Origin of the sequence: Nonomuraea jabiensis (genome assembly GCF_014204795.1) — a bacterium.
Lineage (GTDB): Bacteria > Actinomycetota > Actinomycetes > Streptosporangiales > Streptosporangiaceae > Nonomuraea > Nonomuraea jabiensis.
Genome location: NZ_JACHMB010000001.1, coordinates 7,498,340 through 7,518,016, shown reverse-complemented (window position 1 = coordinate 7,518,016; position 19,677 = coordinate 7,498,340). Strand labels below are relative to the sequence as shown.

General features: G+C 72.8%; 17 protein-coding genes. 14 read left to right on the top strand and 3 right to left on the bottom strand.

The annotated features are described in order from the left end of the window. Nucleotides 1-6: 6 nt before the first annotated feature. From HD596_RS34370 to HD596_RS34360, 3 genes are all read left to right on the top strand, one after another. Entirely contained in the window at nucleotides 7-708 is a 702-nt protein-coding gene (locus tag HD596_RS34370) for a DUF2470 domain-containing protein (protein ID WP_185073456.1), read from the top strand. Between the two features lie 71 nt (nucleotides 709-779). Beyond that, entirely contained in the window at nucleotides 780-1,349 is a 570-nt protein-coding gene (locus HD596_RS34365) for a hypothetical protein (protein WP_185073454.1), read from the top strand. Between the two features lie 274 nt (nucleotides 1,350-1,623). Then, nucleotides 1,624-3,012: an MFS transporter gene (locus HD596_RS34360; RefSeq protein WP_185073452.1), complete on the top strand. Its 1,389-nt coding sequence runs from the start codon at nucleotides 1,624-1,626 to the stop codon at nucleotides 3,010-3,012. Nucleotides 3,013-3,034: 22 nt separating this feature from the next. On the opposite strand, the gene HD596_RS34355 is transcribed toward HD596_RS34360, so the two are convergent. Continuing rightward, nucleotides 3,035-3,685: a TetR/AcrR family transcriptional regulator gene (locus HD596_RS34355; RefSeq protein ID WP_185073450.1), complete on the bottom strand. Its 651-nt coding sequence runs from the start codon at nucleotides 3,683-3,685 to the stop codon at nucleotides 3,035-3,037. Between the two features lie 77 nt (nucleotides 3,686-3,762). Between HD596_RS34355 and HD596_RS34350 the strand changes: the two genes are divergently transcribed. Further along, the gene (locus HD596_RS34350; protein ID WP_185073448.1) at nucleotides 3,763-5,337 is read left to right on the top strand and encodes an ABC-F family ATP-binding cassette domain-containing protein; all 1,575 of its coding nucleotides are present in this window, start codon (nucleotides 3,763-3,765) and stop codon (nucleotides 5,335-5,337) included. 2 nt (nucleotides 5,338-5,339) lie between these two features. Here the strand turns inward: HD596_RS34350 and HD596_RS34345 are convergent, their stop codons facing one another. Continuing rightward, entirely contained in the window at nucleotides 5,340-6,545 is a 1,206-nt protein-coding gene (locus tag HD596_RS34345) for an ROK family transcriptional regulator (protein WP_185073446.1), read from the bottom strand. 151 nt (nucleotides 6,546-6,696) lie between these two features. On the opposite strand from HD596_RS34345, the gene zwf reads away from it, so the two are divergent. The 4 genes from zwf (at nucleotide 6,697) to eda (ending at nucleotide 11,911) form a co-directional block, all read left to right on the top strand. Further along, nucleotides 6,697-8,163 (top strand): glucose-6-phosphate dehydrogenase, encoded by a 1,467-nt coding sequence (gene zwf / locus HD596_RS34340; protein WP_185073444.1) that lies wholly within the window; start codon nucleotides 6,697-6,699, stop codon nucleotides 8,161-8,163. A gap of 41 nt (nucleotides 8,164-8,204) precedes the next feature. Then, nucleotides 8,205-10,148, top strand: a complete 1,944-nt coding sequence (gene edd, locus HD596_RS34335) for a phosphogluconate dehydratase (protein ID WP_185073442.1) — start codon at nucleotides 8,205-8,207, stop codon at nucleotides 10,146-10,148. Nucleotides 10,149-10,263: 115 nt separating this feature from the next. Continuing rightward, nucleotides 10,264-11,229 carry a glucokinase gene (glk, locus tag HD596_RS34330; protein ID WP_185073440.1) on the top strand — a complete coding sequence of 322 codons (966 nt, stop codon included), beginning with the start codon at nucleotides 10,264-10,266 and terminating at the stop codon, nucleotides 11,227-11,229. A gap of 70 nt (nucleotides 11,230-11,299) precedes the next feature. Next, nucleotides 11,300-11,911 carry a bifunctional 4-hydroxy-2-oxoglutarate aldolase/2-dehydro-3-deoxy-phosphogluconate aldolase gene (eda, locus tag HD596_RS34325; RefSeq protein WP_185073438.1) on the top strand — a complete coding sequence of 204 codons (612 nt, stop codon included), beginning with the start codon at nucleotides 11,300-11,302 and terminating at the stop codon, nucleotides 11,909-11,911. A gap of 34 nt (nucleotides 11,912-11,945) precedes the next feature. Here eda and HD596_RS34320 read toward each other — a convergent pair whose 3' ends face one another. Beyond that, complete coding sequence (locus tag HD596_RS34320) at nucleotides 11,946-12,854, bottom strand: LysR family transcriptional regulator (RefSeq protein WP_185073436.1); 909 nt, start codon at nucleotides 12,852-12,854, stop codon at nucleotides 11,946-11,948. An 85-nt stretch (nucleotides 12,855-12,939) separates the two neighbouring features. Between HD596_RS34320 and HD596_RS34315 the strand changes: the two genes are divergently transcribed. The 6 genes from HD596_RS34315 (at nucleotide 12,940) to HD596_RS65060 (ending at nucleotide 19,598) form a co-directional block, all read left to right on the top strand. Continuing rightward, a complete protein-coding gene (locus HD596_RS34315) occupies nucleotides 12,940-13,800 on the top strand; it encodes an FAD binding domain-containing protein (RefSeq protein ID WP_185073434.1) in 861 nt (286 codons plus the stop codon). Between the two features lies 1 nt (nucleotide 13,801). Then, entirely contained in the window at nucleotides 13,802-14,269 is a 468-nt protein-coding gene (locus tag HD596_RS34310) for a (2Fe-2S)-binding protein (protein WP_185073432.1), read from the top strand. After that, nucleotides 14,266-16,614, top strand: coding sequence for an aerobic carbon-monoxide dehydrogenase large subunit (locus HD596_RS34305; protein ID WP_185073430.1), 2,349 nt, complete (start codon nucleotides 14,266-14,268; stop codon nucleotides 16,612-16,614). The genes HD596_RS34310 and HD596_RS34305 overlap by 4 nt, the downstream gene beginning before the upstream one ends. Next, a complete protein-coding gene (locus HD596_RS34300) occupies nucleotides 16,611-17,342 on the top strand; it encodes an XdhC family protein (protein WP_221519639.1) in 732 nt (243 codons plus the stop codon). The genes HD596_RS34305 and HD596_RS34300 overlap by 4 nt, the downstream gene beginning before the upstream one ends. 85 nt (nucleotides 17,343-17,427) lie before the next feature. Continuing rightward, nucleotides 17,428-18,219, top strand: coding sequence for an IclR family transcriptional regulator (locus HD596_RS34295; protein ID WP_185073428.1), 792 nt, complete (start codon nucleotides 17,428-17,430; stop codon nucleotides 18,217-18,219). A 212-nt stretch (nucleotides 18,220-18,431) separates the two neighbouring features. Next, entirely contained in the window at nucleotides 18,432-19,598 is a 1,167-nt protein-coding gene (locus tag HD596_RS65060; protein WP_185073426.1) for a cytochrome P450, read from the top strand. Nucleotides 19,599-19,677: the final 79 nt, after the last annotated feature.

Below are 19,677 nucleotides of genomic sequence, written 5' to 3'. Positions count from 1 at the left end.
GGGTCCATGCTGCCGATCCCCGAGCGGGTCCGCACCCTCGCCGCGACCGCGAACGTCGCCAAGCTGTCCGTCGACGGAGCGCCCTCGCCGGCCCGGGGAGGCGTGGACGAGCGCGGCCGGCCCGTGCTCCTGGTGCTGCCCGGCGAGCCCCTGCACCCCCTGCGCGAGGACGCCGTCGTGGCGGTGAACCTGACGTCGATGCGGCAGCTCGGCGACGCCACCCATCCGCGCGGGCTGCTCGAGGTGCAGGGGTGGGCGGAGGCGGTGCCGGAGAGCGAGGCGCGTGGCGCGGCGGTCGCGGTGGCCGCCCACAGCGCCGACGAGAGCCTGTTCGACGCGCTCGAACGGTTCGGGGAGCGCTCCGCGCCCCGGCTGCTGCGCCTGGATGTGGGACAGGTCGTGTACCTGACCGGGCAGGAGTCGGGGTTGCTGGACGCCGACGACTACCTGGACGCCGCGCCGGACCCGCTGGCGGAGACGGCCGAGCGGGTGCTCGCGCACGTCAACGCCTCGCACCGGGCGCAGCTCACCGCGGGGGTGTCCCGGCAGCTCGGCGAGGAGGCCGGCGAGGTGTGGCTGTGGGAGCTGGACCGGTTCGGGGCGACCGTACGGGTGGACGAGTCGCTGATCCGCTTCCCGTGGCCGACCCCGGCCCGCTCCGGGCTGTGCCTGGAGACGGCGCTGCGCGGGCTGCTGTGCTCGTGTTGATGATCACAATTGGCTCCCCGATTTGTCCGGATCGGCCCTGGCGTCCGCGGGGGCTCTCTAGCATTTGAGGCGTGACCGGCACGGAGCGATCATCGGAACCCCAGCAGTTCGCCGACGAGGGCGGGCGGCGGGGGCGGATACTGATGATCGCCGGCGCGCTGATCGGCACGCTCATGCTGGCCTCGGCGGGGATCCTGGTGGGCGGGGCGTCCACCGCCAGGCGGCTCGACGCGGTCGACTGGCACCGCACCGGCCCCGGCGCCCGCGACGGCTCCATCCCGGTCGCCACCGAATCCCGCCTCCGCACCGCCCCCGGCCCCTCCACAACCCCGACGCGTGCCCCTGCCGCACCCTCGACGCGTGCCCCCTCCACGCCCGCGATGCGTGCCCCTTCCACGCCCTCGACGCGTGCCTCCTCCGCGCCCCCGACGCGCCCCTCCTCCGTCGCGCACCGCCCCACCCCGAAGCAGGCGCACCCGACTCCACGGCGCACGAACTCCCCACGACCCACCCCGGTTGCCCCCACGCCAACGCCCGAGCCGGCCACTCCTGCGGCACAGCACACCCGCCCGTCCGTGACGCCGCCTCCCGGTCACACGCGCGTTCCGCCCGGCCAGACGCGCCACCCCAGAAAGCACTAAACCCCGATCCTTTACGGCTGCGCACGGTGGGCCGCGCGCCGGTCTTCAAGCCCCTCTTTTACGGCTGCGCACGGTGGGCCGCACGCGCCGACGTGGGTGGCCGTCTGTCATGGCCGGTCGTGAAGGCTCACGGCCTGCTCGCCGTGACGACGCGCATCCTTGACCGGCTCCGTGGTCATCCCCTGCCCGAAGAATCTTGGTTTGGTTGTGGAATGAAGTGTTCCGTTCTGTTATTCTGGAACAGAACAAGCCGTTCCGATTCAGGAGGCCGTGGATGACTGTCCTCGACACCCGCCCCGCGCAGGCACCCGCCCCACCCGCCCCCTACAAGTGGCGCTGGCCCGCGCTGGCGGTGGTCCTCGCCGGTTCGGTGATGGAGCTGCTCGACGCGACCGTCACCAACGTCGCGGGCCCGACGATGCGGGCCGACCTCGGCGGCGGCACCTCCCTGATCCAGTGGCTCGGCGCGGCCTACACCCTCGCCATGACCGCGGGCCTGCTGACCGGCGGGCGGCTCGGGGACATCGTAGGGCGCAAGCGCATGTTCCTCATCGGCGTCGTCGGGTTCACCGTCGGGTCGCTGCTGTGCGCCCTGGCCGCCTCCCCCGAGACGATCATCGCGGCCAGGGTCGTGCAGGGGCTGTTCGGGGCGGCGATGATCCCCCAGGGCATGGGGCTGATGAAGGAGATGTTCCCGCCCAAGGAGCTGGCGGTCGCGATGGGGATGTTCGGGCCGGTCATGGGGCTGTCCGCGGTGGGCGGGCCGATCCTGGCGGGCGCGCTGACCGGTGTGGACTGGCGGCTGATCTTCCTGATCAACCTGCCGATCGGCACCGCCGCCGCGCTGGCCGCCCTGCGCTTCCTGCCCCCCTCCCGCCCGGTCAAGGGCGTCCGGCTCGATCTGCCGGGCGCCGCGCTGGCCTCCGCGGGCACCGTTCTCATGGTCTTCCCGCTGGTCCAGGGGCGGGAGAGCGGCTGGCCGGCGTGGGCGTTCGCGATGATGGCGGCCTCCGCGGCGGTGTTCGCGGTCTTCGCGGCCCACGAGAAGCGCAGGGCCCGGCGCGGCGGCGACCCGCTGGTGGCGCCCAGCCTGTTCGGCAAGCGGGCGTTCGTCTCGGGCATGGCGACCGGCACGATCTACTTCGCCGCCTTCACCGGGTTCTTCCTCGTGATCGGCCTCTACACCCAGCTCGGCCTGGGCTACTCCCCGCTCAAGGCGGCGCTGACCAGCGTGCCCTCGTCGCTGGGCATGATCGCGGGCATGGGCGTCGCGCAGGCCGCCCGCAGGCACGGCCGCAAGGTGCTGCTGGCCGGCGCGGTCGTCATGGGACTCGGCGTGACCGGTGTGATCGCCGTCGCCTCCCCCGGGGTCTCGCCGTGGCAGCTCGCCCCGGCGCTGCTGGTGGCCGGGCTGGGCAGCGGGCTGATCATGAGCCCGTACTTCAGCATCGTGATGGCCGCCGTCGAGCCGCAGGAGACCGGCTCCGCCTCCGGCGCGCTGACCGCGCTGCAGCAGGTGGGCGGGGCGCTGGGCCTGGCCCTGCTGGGCACCCTCTACTTCGGCACCGGGAGCGTCGCGATCACGCTGTGGGTGGCCGCCGGGATGATCGCCGCGACGTTCGCGGTCGGCCTGATGCTCCCGAAGCAGGCCCGCGAGGACTGACGATCCCCCGGAGGCGGCCGGCTCATCCGAGCCGGCCGTCTTCGCGTTCGCGGGACTGCTCCATGCCGGCCAGCAGGTAGCCGAGGCCCTCGTCGAACGTGGCGTCCCACGCGTGGTCGAGGCCGTGCGCGGCGAGGGCCGGGTAGCGGTCGGCGCGCTCCCTGAGGAACTCGCCGGTGTCGTCCCGGTCGCGGTCCTGCCAGGTCACCTGCATGACGACCGAGCCCATGACGTAGTTAGACAGGCTGTAGGCGGCGGGCTTGGGGGCGGCGAAGCCGGCGGCGGCCAGGGTCGCGTAGAGGAACTCGGTGCGCTCCAGCGCGTTGGGCCCCATGAGCGGGCGGTCGAGGATGGTGGCCGACCACGGGTGGCGCAGCAGGGCCGCGCGCCAGCCGCCGATGAGCTCGCGTACGGCCCCCTGCCATCCCGAGCCGACCGCCGGCAGGCGCACCTCCCCGAAGACGGCGTCCAGGGCCAGGTCGAGGACGTCGTCCTTGGTCTTGACGTGCCAGTAGAGCGTGGTCGAGCCGGTGTCGAGCCGCTCGGCCAGGCGGCGCATGGTCAGTCGGCCCACGCCTTCCTCGTCGAGCAGCGCGACCGCCTCGGCCACGATCCGGTCGAGCGTCAGCGTCTGCCTCGGCGCCTTCTGGGGGCGCGACCACACGGTTCCCACCCGGGGATAATACGTTGTTCTAGAGACCGGATCGATGGTCTAGTTAGTCGAACAACGATCGAGTGGAGGTGGCCGTCATGGGGCACATCGAGGTGAGCGGGCTGACGTACCTGCTGCCGGACGGGCGGCCGCTGCTGCTGGAGACGTCCTTCAAAGTGGGCGCCGGCGCCAAGGCGGCGCTCGTCGGGCCGAACGGCGCGGGCAAGACCACGCTGCTGCGGCTGATCGCGGGCGAGCTGGCCCCGTCGGACGGCCGCGTCGCGAGCAGCGGCGGGATCGGGGTGATGCGGCAGTTCCTCGGCGCGGGCACCGTGCACGACCTGCTGATCGGCGTCGCCCCCCGGCGCGTGCGCGACGCCGCCGCCGCGCTGGAGGCGGCCGAGGCGGCGATCGCCCGGAGCGACGACGAGCCCGCCCAGCTCGCCTACGCCCAGGCCATCGCCGACTACGCCGACGCGGGCGGCTACGAGCTGGAGGTGGTGTGGGACGTGTGTGCCACCGAGGCCCTGGGGCTGCCGTACGAGCGGGTGAAGGACAGGGAGCTGGGCACGCTGTCGGGCGGGGAGCAGAAGCGGCTCATGCTGGAGGCGCTGCTGCGCGGGCCGGACGAGGTGCTGCTGCTGGACGAGCCCGACAACTACCTGGACGTGCAGGCCAAGCAGTGGCTGGAGCGGGCGATCAGCGGCTCGGCCAAGACGGTGCTGCTCGTCTCGCACGACCGGCAGCTACTGGCCGAGGCCGCCGACCGGATCATCACGGTGGAGGGGCGCGGGGTGTGGGTGCACGGCGGCGGGTTCGCGACGTACGCCGAGGCCCGCAGGCGGCGCAAGGAGCGCCTGGAAGAGCTGCGCCGGCGCTGGGAGGACGAGCGGGCCAGGCTGCGCCGGCTGGTCCACACGTTGCGCCAGCGCTCGGCCAACAACGACGCGCTGGCGGGGGCGTACCAGTCGGCGGTGACGAGGCTGGAGCGCTTCGAGCGGGCGGGGCCGCCGCAGCGCGCGCCGAAGGAGCAGAACGTCCGGATGCGGCTGCGCGGCGGGCGCACCGGGAAGCGGGCGGTGACCTGCGAGGACCTGGAGCTCACCGGGCTGCTGCGCCCGTTCTCCACCGAGATCTGGTACGGCGAGCGCGTCGGCGTGCTGGGCCGCAACGGCACCGGCAAGTCCCACTTCCTGCGCCTGCTCGCGGGCGAGCCGATCGCCCACACCGGCGTGGCCCGCCTGGGCGCCAGGGTGTCAGCCGGGCATTTCACCCAGACCCACGCGCGGCCGGACCTGGCCGGGCGGGCCGCCGCCGACGTGGTGATGCGGGAGCACGCGCTGACCCGCAACGAGGCGATGGCGGCGCTGGCCCGCTACGAGCTGGCGCCGGCGGGCGGGCAGCCGTTCGAGACGCTGTCGGGCGGGCAGCAGGCCCGGCTGCAGATCCTGCTGCTGGAGCTGTCGGGGGCGACGCTGCTGCTGCTCGACGAGCCGACGGACAACCTCGACCTGGCCAGCGCGGAGGCGCTCCAGCAGGGGCTCGCGGGCTTCGAGGGGACGGTGCTGGCGGTCACGCACGACCGCTGGTTCGCCGCCGACCTCGACCGCCATCTGGTCTTCGGCGCGGACGGGCTCGTACGCGAGAGCGACGTCCCCCGCTGGGACCTCTGACCTTACGGGGCGGCGACGCGCTCGCGGCGCAGCGACGAGACCGTCATCGTCTCGTCCACGGCCTCCGGCGAGAGCACGTGGTCGAGCACCATCACCGCGCACCCGCTGATGCCCGCGCCCGCCCCCAGCCGGCTCGGCTCGATGCGCAGCCGCCGGGTGGCCAGGGCCGTGGAGCGGCGGTAGACGACCTCGCGGATGCTCGACACCAGCGGCCCGAACGCCTCGGCCACGTCGCCGCCCAGCACCACCACCGAGGGGTTGAGGATGTTGACCGCCCCGGCCAGCACCTCGCCGATATGGCGTCCGGCCTCGCGCACCGTGGCCATCGTCTCGGCGTCGCCCGCGCGCACCAGCGCGGTCACGTCCGCGATCGTCTTGACGTCCTTGCCCTGCGCCCGCAGGTCGCGCAGCAGCGCGGTGCCGCTGGCCACGGAGTCGACGCAGCCGGTGTTGCCGCAGCGGCACAGCACGTCGCCGCCGTCGAGCACGGGGATGTGCCCGATCTCGCCCGCCGCGCCCAGCGCGCCGCGCAGGATGCCGCCCCCGGCGATCACGCCCGCGCCGATCCGCGTCGAGATCTTCACGAACATCAGGTCGTCCAGGTCGGGATAGGCCCCGCGGTGCTCGCCGATGGCCAGCACGTTGACGTCGTTGTCCACGAGCACGGGGACGGGGAAGCGCTCGCGGATGATCGGCGGGATCACCACGCCGGTCCACGAGGCCATCACGCGGGCGCTCTCGGCGCGCCCCTGCGCGAACTCGACCGTGGCCGGCACGCCCATACCGACGCCTCTGAGCATCGAGCGGGGCCGGTCGCCGAGCAGCTCGTCCCAGGAGTCCATGATCACCGGGAGCACGACGTCGGGCCCCTGCTCCACGTCCATCGCGAACTCGCGCCCGGCCAGCTCCCGCCCGGCCAGGTCGCAGACGGCCACCCGGGTGCGGCTGGCGCCGAGCGCCGCCACCAGCACCACGCCGCCCGAGGCGTTGAACTCCAGCCGGACCGGCGGCCGCCCGCCCGTGGACGGGGCGTCGTCGCGCTCCACGACCAGGCCGCGTTCCAGCAGCTCACCCACGCGCAGCTGCACCGCGGGGCGCGACAGGCCGGTCACCCGGCCCAGGTCGGCGCGCGTCACGGCCTCTCCCGTGCGGATGAGGCGGAGCACCTCGCCACTGGTGGCGAGGGTCGCGGCGGTACGTCGAGGCATCGGCTAAGTGAATCACATGGGGTTAGGTCATGAAAAGTCCAGACTTTTTTATCTCAAATGCCAAAACTCCGCTTGTGTGAGACCCAAACTCTCGTTAGTGTCCGTTCTGTCCCTGCTTGGTAGATCATCGGAGCCCGTAACCGTGTCCCCCGTGTCGACAAACAGCCCCGCCCACACCGCCGACCTCGTCGTGTTCGGCGGCACCGGCGACCTGTCCATGCGCAAGCTGCTCCCGGCGCTCTACCACAGCGACAGGGACGGCCGGCTCTCCCCCGAGACCCGCGTCATCGCCATGTCCAGGGGCGGCCTGACCGACGCCGACTTCCGCGGCAAGGTCGACGCCGAGGTACGCGACCAGGTCCCGGTCGACGACCCCGCCATGTGGCAGCGCTTCCTCGGCCGCCTGCACCACGTGTCGGTCGACGTCGGAGGTGCCGACAAGTCCGGCTGGGGTGCGCTGAGCCGGCTGCTGGCCGGGCACGAGCAGCGCGACCGGGTCTTCTACCTGGCCAGCCCGCCCCGGACGTTCGGCCCGTTCTGCCGCGAGCTGGAGGAGGCCGGCCTGGTCACGCCGCGCTCGCGCGTGGTGCTGGAGAAGCCGCTGGGCCACGATCTGCCCAGCGCGCAGCGCATCAACGACGAGGTCGGTGCCATCTTCGACGAGCGCCAGATCTTCCGCATCGACCACTACCTGGGCAAGGAGACCGTCCAGAACCTGCTGGTCCTGCGCTTCGCCAACGCCTTCCTCGAGCCGATCTGGAACTCCCTGTGGATCGACCACGTCCAGATCACCGCCGCCGAGACGGTCGGCACGCCGGGCCGGCGCGGCTACTACGACCACGCGGGCGCGCTGCGCGACATGGTGCAGAACCACCTGCTCCAGCTCCTCACGCTGACCGCGATGGAGCCGCCGGCCCGCAACGACCGCGAGGCCATCCGCGACGAGAAGGTCAAGGTCCTGCAGGCGCTGCGCCCGATCACGGGCACGGAGGTGGACCGTTTCACCGTGCGGGGCCAGTACACCGAGGCCGGCGGGATGCCGGGCTACCTCGACGAGCCCGCCTCCACGCCGCCCACGGACGCCTCGCGGCGGGTGGAGACGTTCACCGCGATCCGGGCCGAGATCAAGAACTGGCGGTGGGCGGGGGTGCCGTTCTACCTGCGGACCGGCAAGCGGATGCCGTACCGCAGGTCGGAGATCGTGGTGCAGTTCAAGGACGTGCCGCACTCCATCTTCCCCGGCGGCACGCCGAACCGCCTGGTGCTGCGCCTGCAGCCGGAAGAGGGCATCGAGCTGCACATCATGGCCAAGGAGCCGGGCGCGGGCGAGGTGACGCTGAAGCCGGTGCCGATGTCGCTGAGCTTCGGCAAGACGTTTACCGCGCGGGTGCCCGAGGCGTACGAGCGGCTGCTGACGGACGTGCTGGCCGGGAACCCGACGCTGTTCATGCGGCGTGACGAGGTGGAGGCGGCCTGGCGCTGGATCGACCCGATCCTGTCGACCTGGGAGTCGTCCGGGGACCTGCCCGAGCCCTACCCCGCCGGGACCACCGGTCCCGCCGGAGCCCACGAACTGCTCGGCCGCAGCGGTCGCCAGTGGCACGAGGAGGACGTGTGAACAATCGATTCCGGGTTCATGGACCCGACGAAGGAGGCACCGTGAACCCCGTCATCCAGGACGTCACCGACCGCATCGCCGAGCGGAGCGCCACCAGCCGGGCCGCGTACCTGGCGCGCATCCGGCGCGACGGCGAGGCTGCCAGGGCGAAGGGCCCGGCCCGCGCCCACCTCGGCTGCGCGAACCTGGCGCACGGCTTCGCCGGCGCGCCCGCCGAGGACAAGCTCGTGCTGCGCGGCGCGGCCAAGCCGGGTGTCGCGATCGTGACGAGCTACAACGACATGCTCTCGGCGCACCAGCCGTACGAGACGTACCCGCCGGAGCTGAAGGCCGCGGTGCGCAAGGCCGGCGGCGTGGCGCAGGTGGCGGGCGGCGTGCCCGCGATGTGCGACGGCATCACGCAGGGACGGCCCGGCATGGAGCTGTCCCTCTACAGCCGCGACGTGATCGCGATGGCCGCGGCGATCGCGCTGTCGCACGACATGTTCGACGCGAGCCTGCTGCTGGGCGTGTGCGACAAGATCGTGCCCGGCCTGTTCATCGGGGCGCTGCACTTCGGGCACCTGCCCGCGATCTTCGTCCCGGCCGGGCCGATGACCTCGGGCCTGCCGAACAAGGTCAAGGCGCGCACCCGCCAGCTCTTCGCCGAGGGCAAGGTCGGCCGCCAGGAGCTGCTCGACGCCGAGGCCAAGTCGTACCACTCCCCCGGCACCTGCACCTTCTACGGCACCGCCAACTCCAACCAGGCGCTGATGGAGGTCATGGGCCTGCACCTGCCCGGCTCGACCTTCGTCAACCCGCACACCGAGCTGCGCCACGCCCTCACCGAGGCCGCCGGGCGCCGCGCGGTGGAGATCACCGCGCACGGCTCGGAGTACACGCCGATCGGCGAGCTGGTCGACGAGAAGGCCATCGTGAACGCCTGCGTCGCCCTCCTGGCCACCGGCGGGTCCACGAACCACACGATCCACCTGGTCGCCATGGCCGCCGCCGCGGGCATCGTGCTGACCTGGGACGACTTCGCCCGCCTGTCGCGGGTCGTGCCGTCCCTCACCAAGATCTACCCGAACGGCCAGGCGGACGTGAACCACTTCCGCGACGCCGGCGGCATGCAGGTCCTCATCGGCGACCTGCTGGACGAGGGCCTGCTGCACGGGGACGTCATGACCGTGGCCGGGCCCGGCCTCGACCGCTACCGCGAGGCTCCCGAGCTGGTGGACGGCGAGCTGGTGTGGGCGCCGGTCACCGGCGGCAGCTCCGACCTGGACGTGCTGCGGCCGGTCGCGGCGCCGTTCTCGGCCGACGGCGGCATCCACATGCTGTCGGGCAACCTGGGCCGGGCCGTCTCCAAGGTCTCGGCGGTCAAGCCGGAGCACCTGGTGATCGAGGCCCCGGCCAAGGTGTTCGACGACCAGCTGGAGCTGCTGCGGGCGTTCGAGGCGGGCGAGCTGGACGGGCAGGACTTCGTGGCGGTCATCCGCTACCAGGGGCCGAGCGCGAACGGCATGCCCGAGCTGCACAAGCTCACGCCGCCGCTGGCCGTGCTGCTCGACAGGGGGCAGCGGGTCGCGATCGTCACGGACGGCCGCATGTCCGGCGCGTCCGGGAAGGTGCCCGCGGCCATCCACCTGTCGCCCGAGGCCGCCGACGGCGGGCCGATCGCCCTGGTCCGCGACGGCGACATGATCAGGCTGGACTCGGCGGCGGGGACGCTGGAGCTGCAGGTGCCCGCCGAGGAGCTCGCGCGGCGCGTGCCGGAGGGCCGCCCGCTGAGCGACGCGCAGTGGGTGGGCACCGGGCGGGAGCTGTTCGCGGCCTTCCGCCGGATGGCGGGCCACGCGGAGCAGGGTGCCGGGATCTTCGGCATCAGCGGCGCCGAGTCGCCCGACCACGGCCCCGGCCTGGGCTTCCTCGCCGAGGCCGGCGCCTCGCACCTGGAGACGGGCGCCCCGGCCGGCGCCCAGCACGCCGGGCTGGCGAGGTGATGGTCCGAGGGACGCCGGCTCGCCGCCCCGTCTGGGGCGGCGTGAGCGTTCGTGAAATCATCCTTCGGTGTATGGCGAGCGATCTTGACGCCGCCCTGGACGCCGGAGGTATGCGGTGAGTGCCTTTGACCTTCCGTGGCTGGTCGCCGACATCGGCGGGACCAACGCCCGCTTCGGCCTGGTCACCTCGTCGGGAGCGCGGCCGGCGAACGTCGCGGTCCTGGCGGGGTCCGACTACGAGACCCTCCCCGAAGCCGTAGCCGCCTATCTCGCGGAACACGCGGGCGGAGTGCGACCGGGGGCGGCGTGCCTGGCCGTGGCCGGGCCGATCGACGGCGACCGCTACCGGCTCACGAACTCCGCGTGGGCCGGGTCCGTACGGGATCTCGACGTGCCGTACGCGGTGCTGCTCAACGACTTCGAGGCGCTGGCGGTGTCGCTGCCGCACCTGGAGGGCGACGACCTGATCTCGCTGGGCGGCCCCGAGCCGGGTCACGGGGTCAAGGCCGTGCTGGGGCCGGGGACCGGCCTCGGCGTGGGCGGGCTGGTGCCCGCCGAGCACGGCTGGACGCCGATCCCGGGCGAGGGCGGGCACGTCACGGTGCCCGTGGTGGACCGTCGGGAGCTGGAGATCGTCCAGGTCCTGCAGTCGCAGGGGTTGCCGCACGTGGTGGCCGAGCACGTGCTGTCGGGGCCCGGGCTGGTCCGGCTGCACCGGGCGCTCGCCCAGGTGAACGGCGTCGCCGCCCCCGACCTGACCGCCTCGGACATCGTGGCCCGGCTGGACGACTCGCTGTGCGCGGAGACGGTCGAGGTGTTCTGCGGGATGCTGGGCAGCTTCGCCGGGAACGTGGCCCTGACCCTCGGCGCGAGGGGCGGGGTGTATCTGGGCGGCGGAGTGCTCCCCCGTATCGTGGAACGCGTGCGCACCAGCTGCTTCCGGACGCGCTTCGCCGCAAATCCGGACATGGCCCACTACCTGGAGGCCATCGGCACCGCGCTGATCGTCGCCCCGCAGCCGGCGCTGACGGGCGCAGCGGCCTGGCTGACCCAGCGCTCCCGCCGCGAACTGGTGGGATGACCGCTTTGTCCGGGCGGACCTGTACGTGACTAGACGGCCGGCAACAGGCCGACGAGGAGAAGAAGAACTCATGAGCCTGCTCGATCTCGCCCCGGTGATCCCCGTCGTGGTGATCGACGACGTGGAGAGCGCCGTGCCGATGGCCAGGGCGCTGGTCGCCGGCGGCCTGCCCGTCATCGAGGTGACCCTGCGGACCCCGGCCGCGCGCGAGGCCATCGCCAGGATCGCGGCCGAGGTGCCCGAGGCGACCGTGGGCGCGGGGACCATCCGCAGCTCGGAGGACATCTCGGCGTCGGTGGCCGCCGGGGCGAGGTTCCTGGTCTCGCCCGGCACGACCCTGTCGCTGGTCGAGGCGATGGATTCGAGCGGCGTCCCGTACCTGCCGGGGGCGGCCACCGTGTCCGAGGTGATGGCGCTGGTCGAGCGGGGGGTCAAGGAGCTGAAGTTCTTCCCCGCCGAGGCCGCGGGCGGCGTCCCCTACCTCAAGGCGCTGGCCGGGCCGCTGCCGGACGTGCGCTTCTGCCCGACGGGCGGGATCCGGGTGAACACGGCGGCCGACTATCTCGCGCTGCCGAACGTGGGCTGTGTCGGCGGCACCTGGCTGACCCCGGCCGACGCGCTGGCCGCCGGCGACTGGGGCCGCGTGGAGAAGCTCGCCTCGGAGGCCGCGGCTCTGCGCTGAGCTCGGCAAGCGGCTCAAACGGCTCCGGTAGACCTCAGCTCCAGATCGACACGTGGATCGGGGGGCGGAAGCGGCTGCGGGGGATGCCGTCGTCCGGGGTGCGCATGACCTGGGTGGCGGCCGGGGTCGTGAGGAAGTCCAGGAACGTGCCCGCCGCCACCGACCGGTTCGGCGGTTCGAGGGCCGTGGCGTACCAGTACGCGGCCAGCGGCGTGGCGGCGGTCTCGATGGCCACCAGTTCGCCCCGGCGTAACTGCGACGTCACCAGGTGGGCCGTGGCGGGCGCCAGGCCGGAGCCCTCGGTGGCGGCTTTCCAGGCGGCCGTCTGGTTCGCGAAGACCCGTACCTGGGACTCCGGGACCCGCAGCAGCCGCAACAACCTGCTCGTGTCGCTCAGAGGGTCCGTCCCTGAGGGGCCGACCAGCCATTGGTCGCGGCGGCCGCGGGGCGCGCCGACCACGATGAGGCGGCAGCGCAGGACCGGGCGGCTCACCAGGCCCTCGCCGCTCACCTGGGCCCCGAGCGCGACGTCGGCCAGGCGGCTGGACAGCAGGAGCGGGATCTCGGCCGTGGCGGCCACGCCCGTGGTGGCGTCCACCGACTTGCGCTGCGTGAAGAGACAGACGAGCGGCCCGGCCACGTACTCGGCGAGCCCGGCGTCCATGACCACGTGCAGCCCGGCGACACGGCCCGGCTGGACGGCGGCGACCGCCTCGGCGCCGAGCGCGACGATCTGGGCGGCGATCCCGAGCAGCCGCCGCCCGCCCTCGGTCAGCACCATCCGGTCGCCGGTACGGGTCAGCAGCGGGTCGCCGAGGTGCCTGCGGAGCTGGGCCAGCGACTGGGAGACCGCGGGCTCGCTCACGCCCAGCGCCCGTGCCGCCGCCTTGACGGATCCCAGACGCGCGACGAAAACGAACGCCCCGAGCTGGCTGAGTGTCATGCCCCCTTCTTAGTTCTCCGGCGCTCATTAAGGAATCCCTTATTTGCGGATTGTCGGGACAAATCGGTGCCAGCAATGTGCAGTCATGCAGGTTCCCGCGAGATTCGAATACGAGAGAGCGGACAGCGTGCCGCACGCGCTCGAACTGCTGGCCCGCTACGGCCCCGAGGCCAGGATCGTCGCAGGTGGGCACAGCCTCATCCCGATGATGAAGCTGCGCCTGGCCCAGCCGGAGGCGTTGATCGACATCAACGGGCTGGCCGAGCTGGGGCGGATCGCCGTCGAGGGTGACGAACTGGCCATTGGCGCGCTGGTACGGCACGCAGAGCTGCTGGACAGCACCACCGCCACCGACCTTTTCCCGATATTTCGGGATGCGGAGCGAGTTATTGCCGATCCGATAGTCAGAAATCGGGGGACCGTTGGCGGGTCGCTGTGCCAGGGCGACCCTTCGGAGGATTTGTCCGCGGTGTTCTCGGCGCTGCGGGCGCGGGCGGTCATCCAGGGCGCGGGCGGTCAGCGTACCGTGCCGATCAGGGACTTCCACCACGGCCCGTACGAGACCGCCGTCGGGCCGGGCGAGCTGCTGGTTCAGCTCCGCGTGCCGATCACGGCGGGCACGGGCAGCGCGTACGAGAAGGTCGAGCGGCGCGTGGGCGACTGGCCGGTGGCCGCGGCCGGAGCGGTCGTCACCGTGCGGGACGGCGTGATCGCGCGGGCGGGCATCGGGCTGACCGCGGTCGGCGCCGAGCACTTCTGCGCCCCCGAGGCCGAGAGCTACCTCGAAGGCAGGCCGCCCGGCGAGGAGGCGTTCGCGCAGGCGGGCCGGATCGCCGCCGAGCACTGCGACCCCCACGCCGACCAGCGCGGCCCGGCCGACTACAAGCGCCACCTGGCCGCCGAGCTGACCCGGCGCGCGCTGGCCACCGCAGCGGAGAGGATCTGACATGCGCATCACGGTCTCGGTGAACGGCCGGCCGTACACCAGGGAGGTCGAGCCCAGGCTGCTCCTCGTGCACTTCCTGCGTGACGAGCTGGGCCTGACCGGCACCCACTGGGGCTGCGACACCTCCAACTGCGGCGTCTGCACGGTGCGGCTCGACGGCGTGCCGGTCAAGTCCTGCACGGTGCTGGCGGTGATGGCCGACGGCCACGAGGTCACCACCGTGGAGGGGCTGGAACGGGACGGGGAGCTGGACGCGGTGCAGAAGGGATTCGTGGAGTGCCACGGGCTGCAGTGCGGGTTCTGCACGCCCGGCATGCTGCTCACCGCACGCGCCCTGCTCGACCGCGTGCCCGACCCCGACGAGGGCCAGATCCGCGAGGCGATCTCCGGGCAGCTGTGCCGCTGCACCGGCTACGAGAACATCGTCCGATCGATCCGGTGGGCTGCCCAAGAGGAGGCGAAATCATGAGCTACGGACGCATGCACCGCAAGGAGGACGCCCGCTTCATCAGGGGCCGCGGCACCTACACCGACGACGTACGGCTGCCCGGCATGCTGTACGGCGCCGTGCTGCGCAGCCCGCACGCCCACGCCAGGATCGTCTCCATCGACACGAGCGCCGCCGAGGCCCACCCGAAGGTCAAGGCCGTCATCACCGGGCAGACCCTGGCCGGGCTCGGCCTCGCCTGGATGCCGACGCTCTCGCAGGACACCCAGGCGGTGCTGGCCACGGACAAGGTGCGCTTCCAGGGCCAGGAGGTCGCGTTCGTGGTGGCCGAGGACGCCTACTCGGCCCGCGACGCGCTGGAGCTCATCGACGTCGAGTACGACCCCCTCGACGCGGTCATCGACGCCAGGAAGGCCCTCGACCCGGACGCCCCGGTCATCCGGGACGATCTCGAAGGGCGTACCGGAAACCACATCTTCGACTGGGAGGCCGGCGACCGCGCCCGCACCGACGCCCTGTTCGAGCAGGCGGAGGTGACGGTCGCCCAGGACCTGCTCTACCCGCGCGTCCACCCGGCGCCGCTGGAGACGTGCGGCGCGCTCGCGGACTTCGACCGGGTCACCGGCAAGCTGACCGTCTGGTGCCCGACGCAGGCGCCGCACGCCCACAGAACGCTGTACGCGATGGTGGCCGGGCTGCCCGAGCACAAGATCCGGGTGATCTCCCCTGACATCGGCGGCGGTTTCGGCGGAAAAGTCGGGATATATCCCGGCTATGTGTGCGCGATCGTCGGCTCGATCGTCACCGGCAAGCCGGTCAAATGGATGGAGGACCGCTCCGAGAACCTCATGAGCACCGCCTTCGCCCGCGACTACCACATGCGCGGCGAAGTGGCGGCGACGCGTGACGGCAGGATCCAGGCGATCAGGGTCAAGGTGCTGGCCGACCACGGCGCGTTCAACGGCACGGCCCAGCCGACCAAGTTCCCGGCCGGCTTCTTCCACGTCTTCTCCGGCTCGTACGACATCGAGGCCGCCCACTGCGAGGTCACCGGCGTCTACACGAACAAGGCCCCCGGCGGCGTCGCCTACGCCTGCTCCTTCCGCGTCACCGAGGCCGTCTACCTGGTCGAGCGCATGATCGACGTACTGGCCGCCGAGCTGGACCTCGACCCGGCCGACCTGCGGATGCGCAACCTGCTCAGGCCCGAGCAGTTCCCCTACCACTCCCCCACCGGCTGGGAGTACGACTCCGGCGACTACCCCAGGGCGCTGCGCCTGGCCATGGACATGGCCGGCTACGACAAGCTCCGCGCCGAGCAGGCCGACAAGCGGGCCAGGGGCGAGCTGATGGGCATCGGCGTCAGCTTCTTCACCGAGGCCGTCGGGGCGGGCCCGCGCAAGCACATGGACATCCTCGGCCTGGGCATGGCCGACGGCGCCGAGCTGCGCGTCCACCCGACGGGCAAGGCCGTGCTGCGGGTCTCCTGCCAGTCGCAGGGCCAGGGGCACGAGACCACGTTCGCCCAGATCGTCGGGCAGGAGCTGGGCATCCCGGCCGACGACGTGGAGGTGGTGCACGGCGACACCGACCAGACGCCGTTCGGGCTGGGCACGTACGGCTCGCGCTCCACCCCCGTCTCCGGCGCGGCCACCGCCATCGTGGCCAGGAAGGTGCGCGACCGCGCCAAGATCGTGGCGGCGGCCATGCTGGAGGCCGCGCCGGACGACCTGGAGTGGGCCGACGGCAGGTGGTCGGTGGTGGGCGACCCGTCCACCGGCAAGTCGATGGCCGAGATCGCGCTGGCCGCGCACTCCAACCTGGAGCTGCCCGAAGGCGTCGAAGGCCACCTGGACGCGGTCACCGTCTACAACCCGCCCAACCTCACCTACCCGTTCGGTGCCTACATCTGCGTCGTCGACGTCGATCCGGGGACGGGGCAGGTGAAGGTGCGCAGGTTCGTGGCGGTGGACGACTGCGGCGTGCGGATCAACCCCATGATCGTGGAGGGGCAGATCCACGGCGGGCTGGCCGACGGGGTGGGGATGGCGCTCATGCAGGTGATGGCGTTCGACGAGGACGGCAACCACCTGGGGGCGTCGTTCATGGACTACCTGCTGCCGACCTCGATGGAGTGCCCGTCGTGGGAGCTGGGCGAGACCGTGACGCCCTCGCCGACGCACCCGATCGGGGCCAAGGGCGTGGGCGAGTCGGCCACCGTCGGCTCTCCCGCGGCCGTGGTCAACGCCGTGGTGGACGCGCTCAGGCCGTACGGCGTGCGCCACGCCGACATGCCGCTCACCCCGGCGAACGTCTGGCGCGTCATCAACGGCGACCCGTTCCGCACGGACCTGGCCATCCCGTGAGCGAATTTCTCGGAATGCCGACGCCCCGGCCGCGGCCGGCCGCCGACCTGGACGCCCGGGTCGCGCGGCTGCGGTCGGGACGGGAGCCGTACGTGCTGGCCACGGTCGTGCGGGCGCAGCGGCCGACCAGCGCGAAGGCGGGTGACCGCGCGCTGGTGCTGCCGGACGGGACGATCGAGGGGTTCGTCGGCGGGGTCTGCGCCACCGACACCGTCCGGGCGCAGGGCCTGCGGCTGCTCGAACTCCGGCGCGCGGCACGGACCACGCTGCTGCGGATCACCCCGGAGGCGGGCGAGCCGCACGAGGAGGAGGGCCTGATCGCGGTGGGCCAGCCGTGCCTGTCCGGCGGCACGCTGGAGATCTTCCTGGAGGCCGTGCTGCCGCCCGTGCTGATCCACGTGTACGGCGACAGCCCCATCGCCCGGGCCTTCGCCGCCGTCGGCCAGGCAATGGGGTACCAGGTCGAGACCGGCCCCGGGATCGCCGCCGACGCCGACGCCGTCCTGGTGGCCTCGCACGGGGTCGGCGAGGAGCCGATCCTGCGTGACGCGCTGGCCAGGGGCGTCCCGTACATCGGGCTGATCGCCAGCCGCAAACGTGGCACGGCGGTGCTGGCGCGCGTGGAGGGAGGCGAGCGCGTACGGGTTCCGGCGGGTCTGGACATAAGTGCCAGAACGCCCGGTGAAGTGGCGGTTTCCGTGTACGCGGAGATCATCAGCCTGCGTTAACGGGCGGCAGCCGGGTACGCCAAGGACAGGACAACCGCAGCCCCCGGGAAGCCCCTTTCGCTCTCCGGAGAGCGAAAGGACATCAATGCCGACGGAACTGGTCCGCCAAGCGCAGAGGATGGCGGACGACCGCCCCGCCGCCCAGCCGGGCAGCCTGGAGCGGGGCATCGACATCCTGCTGGCGCTCAGCGCCGCCTCCCACCCGGTCAGCCTCTCGCAGCTGTGCCGCAGCACGGGCCTGCCCAAGTCGACCGCCCACCGCATCCTGGGCGTGCTGTGCTCGCGCGAGCTGGCCAGGCGGGTGGGCAACGGCTACCTGCCGGGCGAGCTGCTGGAGACGATGGCCGGCATCACCCGGGCGCGCGTCCCCGGCACCCGCAAGGTCGTGCTGCCGTACCTGCTCTACCTGTACGAGACCACCAGGCAGACGGTCAACCTGGCGGTCCCGTCCGGCCTGGAGAGCCGTTACGTCGAGCGCCTCTACGGCCACAACCGCGTCGACTCCCGCTCCGACGGCATGGACCGCGCGCCGCTCCACTGCACGGCGACCGGCAAGGCGCTGCTGGCCTTCGACCCGAGGCTGCGCCAGGAGCTGCTGGCGCGCGGCTCGTTCGAGCGGATGACGCGCCGCACGATCACCACGCAGGCCGGGCTCGAACGCGAGCTGGCCCAGGTCCGCCGGCACGGCGTGGCGTACTCGCGGGAGGAGTTCACCGAGGGCGTGGCGTGCGTGGCCGCGCCGGTGTTCGGCCCGGGCGGGCGGATCTGCATGTCCCTCGGCGTGGCCGCCCCCGCGGGAGCGGCGCCGCTGGCCAAGCTCGGCATCTCCGTACGCGGCGCCGCCCAGGCCATCTCGGCCGCCCTCCTCGGCGCGTAGGCGTTCCGGCCATCGGAACATCTCCGCGGCCTGCGCCCGGAAGTGTTCCGGTGGCCGAGACCCCTGATTGCGAACGCGGCGCCACGGGAGATCACATCGGCATATGGACTTCCATCCTGCTCCGGCCACCCAGGAGGCGCCCGCGGTCCGGAGGGTCAGGGCCCGCATGGCCACGGACCCGCGGGCGCCGGTCGGAGCACGGAAGGCCGCGCGTGCCTAGGGGCCTCCCCCGGGCCACCGTGCTGGAGAGCCTGCGCCTGGCCGCCACGATCGTCCCGCCAGGCGTGCCGCATCTGATGCCCGGGCGCGACCCGCTGCGCTCCCGCGCGCTGCTGGCCGAGCTCGAGTCCAGGTACGGCGGCCGCCCCGTCCTGGTGCGCGGCCTGCGCGGCCCCGCGCTGCTGATCATCTCCAAGCGCGACGCCCTGCGCGTGCTGTCGGAGGAGGGCGAATACGCGCGGGGCGTCGAGCAGCGCCCCTTCGGCCTGCCGACGGACGTGCTGCGCCCGGCGTTCATCGACATCGCACGGGAGGAGGCCGGGGAGCTCACCTCCGGCGTGGTGGACCACGACCGGCTCAACGCCCGGTGGCAGCGCGTGGCCAGGCGCTGCGTCTACGGCGAGGGCGCGGCCGACGACGTGGAGCTCACCCGCCTGCTGGCGGGCCTCACCCGGGCCGGCAGGTGGCGCGCCAGGCGGCGCCAGGACCTGCTCTCGGGCCGGTACGACGCCCGCATCCTCGACCACCTGCACCGCGCCGAGCCCGGCAGCCTGGCCGGCCTGATCGCGGAGACGCCGGGGGTGGCGCGCTCGCGCGGGCTCATGCAGGCGGCGTTCTGGCTGATGGGCCTCGGCGTGATGTCGGCGGGCCTGATGCAGACGCTGGCGCTGCTGGCCGCCCACCCGGCCCAGCGCAAGTCGGCCCGCCGCGACGCCGACTACCTGCGGGCCTGCCTGCGCGAAGGGCTGCGCCTGTGGCCGCCGGTGCCGGCGCTGTCGCGGGTCACCGCCACCAGGACCGACTGGTACGGCACCACCCTGCCCGCCGGCACCACCGTGCTCGTGCCGATCGCCGCGCACCAGCGCAGCCCGCGCCTGCCGTACGCGAACACCTTCGCCCCCGAGATCTGGCTGGACGGCACCGCGGCGAACGAGTGGTGGGCGCAGTCGTTCAAGGGGCCGGGCTGCGACGGCGTGCACCTCTCGCTCGCGGTCGGGACCGCCTTCCTGGCCGGTATCGTCCGCGCCGCGCGCCCCAAGCCGGTCGGGCGGCTGCTGTCCCCGCACCGCCCCCTCCCCCACACCCTCAACCTCTCGCGCCTGCGGGTGACGATGCGCCCCTCGCGCATCCACGGCGCGCCCTCACCGGCTCAGAACTAGTCGCCACCGGGCATGCACTTCCTCCGTTAGAGTCTTGGGTACAAAATGACGTGCCGGGCGGAGGAACGGTTCGGGTTGA

Excerpts from the sequence above, each read along its gene's own strand:
- HD596_RS34370 (WP_185073456.1), top strand. The coding sequence starts at position 7 with ATGCTGCCGATCCCCGAGCGGGTCCGCACCCTCGCCGCGACCGCGAAC.
- HD596_RS34360 (WP_185073452.1), top strand. The coding sequence starts at position 1,624 with ATGACTGTCCTCGACACCCGCCCCGCGCAGGCACCCGCCCCACCCGCC.
- HD596_RS34350 (WP_185073448.1), top strand. The coding sequence starts at position 3,763 with ATGGGGCACATCGAGGTGAGCGGGCTGACGTACCTGCTGCCGGACGGG.
- HD596_RS34345 (WP_185073446.1), bottom strand. The coding sequence starts at position 6,545 with ATGCCTCGACGTACCGCCGCGACCCTCGCCACCAGTGGCGAGGTGCTC.
- eda (WP_185073438.1), top strand. The coding sequence starts at position 11,300 with ATGAGCCTGCTCGATCTCGCCCCGGTGATCCCCGTCGTGGTGATCGAC.
- HD596_RS34320 (WP_185073436.1), bottom strand. The coding sequence starts at position 12,854 with ATGACACTCAGCCAGCTCGGGGCGTTCGTTTTCGTCGCGCGTCTGGGA.
- HD596_RS34315 (WP_185073434.1), top strand. The coding sequence starts at position 12,940 with ATGCAGGTTCCCGCGAGATTCGAATACGAGAGAGCGGACAGCGTGCCG.
- HD596_RS34310 (WP_185073432.1), top strand. The coding sequence starts at position 13,802 with ATGCGCATCACGGTCTCGGTGAACGGCCGGCCGTACACCAGGGAGGTC.
- HD596_RS34305 (WP_185073430.1), top strand. The coding sequence starts at position 14,266 with ATGAGCTACGGACGCATGCACCGCAAGGAGGACGCCCGCTTCATCAGG.
- HD596_RS34295 (WP_185073428.1), top strand. The coding sequence starts at position 17,428 with ATGCCGACGGAACTGGTCCGCCAAGCGCAGAGGATGGCGGACGACCGC.